At 44.4% G+C, this 2,877-nt stretch carries 3 protein-coding genes; 2 read left to right on the plus strand and 1 reads right to left on the minus strand.

All coding sequences use genetic code 11. The features are described from left to right. Positions 1 to 219: 219 nt before the first annotated feature. Both folD and ACTXGO_RS11960 read left to right on the plus strand, forming a co-directional pair. Positions 220 to 1,116 carry a bifunctional methylenetetrahydrofolate dehydrogenase/methenyltetrahydrofolate cyclohydrolase FolD gene (folD, locus tag ACTXGO_RS11955; protein WP_443574682.1) on the plus strand — a complete coding sequence of 299 codons (897 nt, stop codon included), beginning with the start codon at positions 220 to 222 and terminating at the stop codon, positions 1,114 to 1,116. 103 nt (positions 1,117 to 1,219) lie between these two features. After that, a complete protein-coding gene (locus ACTXGO_RS11960) occupies positions 1,220 to 1,738 on the plus strand; it encodes a phosphate-starvation-inducible protein PsiE (protein WP_443541421.1) in 519 nt (172 codons plus the stop codon). Positions 1,739 to 1,800: 62 nt separating this feature from the next. Here ACTXGO_RS11960 and corA read toward each other — a convergent pair. Further along, the coding region (corA, locus tag ACTXGO_RS11965; protein WP_443574684.1) for a magnesium/cobalt transporter CorA at positions 1,801 to 2,877 on the minus strand (1,077 nt) is incomplete at its 5' end.

Below are 2,877 nucleotides of genomic sequence, written 5' to 3' on the forward strand. Positions count from 1 at the left end.
TATCAAAACGCCAAGTAAATTATTGAAATTGCGATAAAGAATCGGTCTATTATTAGGCCGTTTTTTTGTATTGGTATTAACCATTCAACACGCTCTAGGATTTTGGCGCGTAGGCAGGTACAATACTAGATATACACAGAGACTTATTAAGCAAAGGACAGGCATGTAAGATACTTACGCGCGCTGTCCTTATTTTTTCGCTTTTTTATTGGAGTTATCATGTCACTTGCTCAAGCGTCGTCAACCGCTCACTCTGCTACTGTTTTGGACGGCAAAGCCCTTGCCAAAGAGATAGAGCAGCAATTACAGACCCGCGTTGCAGCGATCAAAGCCAAGACAGGACGCACGCCAAGCCTTGCGACGATATTAGTCGGAAGCGACCCTGCTTCTGCCACCTATGTCCGTATGAAAGGCAATGCTTGTAAGCGCGTCGGGATGGACTCTATCCGTGTTGAGATGCCAAGTGAGACGACGACTGAGCAGCTGATGGTAAAGATTGATGAGCTTAATAACAACGCTGATGTCCACGGTATTTTGCTTCAGCATCCAGTGCCTGAGCATATCGATGAGCGCGCCTGTTTTGAGCAGATCGCACTAGCAAAAGATGTCGATGGCGTGACCAGTTTGGGCTTTGGTCGTATGAGCATGCAGCAGCCTGCTTACGGCTCGTGTACGCCCCAAGGCATCATGCATTTGCTCGCGCATTATAATATTGAGCTGGCAGGTCGCGAAGCGGTGGTCGTAGGTCGTAGCCCCATATTAGGTAAGCCGATGGCGATGATGTTATTAAATGCCAATTGTACGGTGACGATTTGTCATTCTAGAACGCAGGATTTGGCCGCTCATGTACAGCGCGCTGATATCATCGTCGGTGCAGTAGGCGTACCTGAGCTAATCAAATCAGAATGGATAAAAGCAGGCGCGGTTGTTATTGATGCAGGCTTTCATCCAACAGATGACGGCGGCGTTGGAGATATTCAAATGCAAGGGATAGCAGAAATAGCCAGTGCTTACACGCCAGTACCAGGCGGCGTTGGACCGATGACTATCAATACCCTTATTCGCCAAACAGTAGAGGCCGCTGAAAAATCAGCAGGGTTGGCACTCAAAGTGTAAACGTATTAAATTTTCGCTGAGCATTTCTACACTGATCGCCAGTACCTAAAACGTTTGAGAATGTACTCACTTAAACTATCATTACCAGTAGGTAGAATCTGAAATGACTAAAAGAGATGTAGATATTCATAAGCGACTACAAAGTATCGGCAGAGAATTTTTAGATGTTGCGCATTACATTATATTGTTTTTGATCAGTGTGGTAGTCATCTGGACTGCAGGCAAAGAGTTTATTTATATTGTTCAAAAAGGTTCAGCGGCTTTGAAAGATATTTTAATGCTATTTATCTATCTTGAGCTACTCGCTATGATCGGTATTTATTTTAAAACCCATCGTCTGCCTGTTCAGTTTTTGATATTCATTGCGATTACCGCTTTATCACGACACTTAGTAGTTGATGTGCAGGCTGTATCAGATTACTTTCATCTATGGCTACTGGCAACCATCTCTATAGCTATCTTGGCGTTGAGCGCGTCTATTGTCGTTCTAACGTGGACGGCAAAAACGTTTGGTCGACCAGAGGATAATATTCAGCGCCAACATACAGATACAACACTAAAAACACTACTGCCGCAAAATGCTCAAAATTCAAATAACGAGCCGAAATCTGATCATAAATAAGGGCTTCTAAAAATTATACAGCTGGCTAAGCTATAGTAGGTAGTGCTGTGTTATATAATGCTCTATAACCATTTTAACCTTTTAAAGTTGTAGTACAGATAACTACACAGTGCAAGAATGAGTCCCATGATGACCAGATAAGAGTACTTCCAATGTAGCTCTGGCATAAAGTCAAAGTTCATGCCATAGATACCCGCAATAGCCGTTGGTACTGCCAAGATACCCGCCCAAGCCGCCAGCTTACGCACCACCTCATTCTGTCCCATATTGACCATGGCCATATAGGTATTCATCACCACGCTGAGCATCTCATTGAGACCATTAATGGCGTCTAAAGAATGTAATAGATGGTCGTTCACATCACGAAAGTAGGGTTTAGCTGCTTGTGAGAAGCCTGAGACCAGCTCGCTCTTTTTGTGATTAATAAAAAAGCTACAGATATCTTGCACGGGCAAGATAATGGCGCGCATATGTACCAATTGGGATTTGAGCTCATAGAGGTTTTTTAGTGTGCTTTTGTTAAACTCATAAGTGAAGACATAGCGCTCTTGCTCGCGCAGATACTGCCCTAAGCGATCGGTGATAGGCATATAGTTATCGACGATAAAATCGAGAATGGCATGCAAAACAAAGATAGGCCCCATACGCAGTTTCTCAGGGCGACGATGGCAGTGCTCGCGCACAGGCGCGTAGGAATTTGAGGGGCCATTACGAATGGTAATCAGATAGTTTTTGCCCATAAATATCGCAGTAGTGCCGTAACGGATGACGTTGTCCTCTAACTTGGCAGTACGCAGAACGACGAACACCATGTCATTATCATAGTTCTCAACCTTAGCGCGCTGATGATCGGCAAAAGCATCCTCAATCGCCAGCTCATGGAGTCCAAAGGCGTCTTGTACCTTTATCATGGTCTCAAGGCTGGGATCATAAAGACCGAGCCAGATAAACTGACCGCTATTACTTAGAGCGCGGCTGACATCGTTGAGTGCCACTTGAGTGATCTTTTCACCTGTTTTACGTGAGTAGGAATAGCAGCTGACGACTTCATCAATGCTGGTATATTCTATATCTTCATAGCGCTCAGAATCTGGATCATAAACCGTCATGGTCTCGATAGTATCTGCAAGCGTGCTATC

This window comes from Psychrobacter sp. T6-1 (assembly GCF_052258445.1).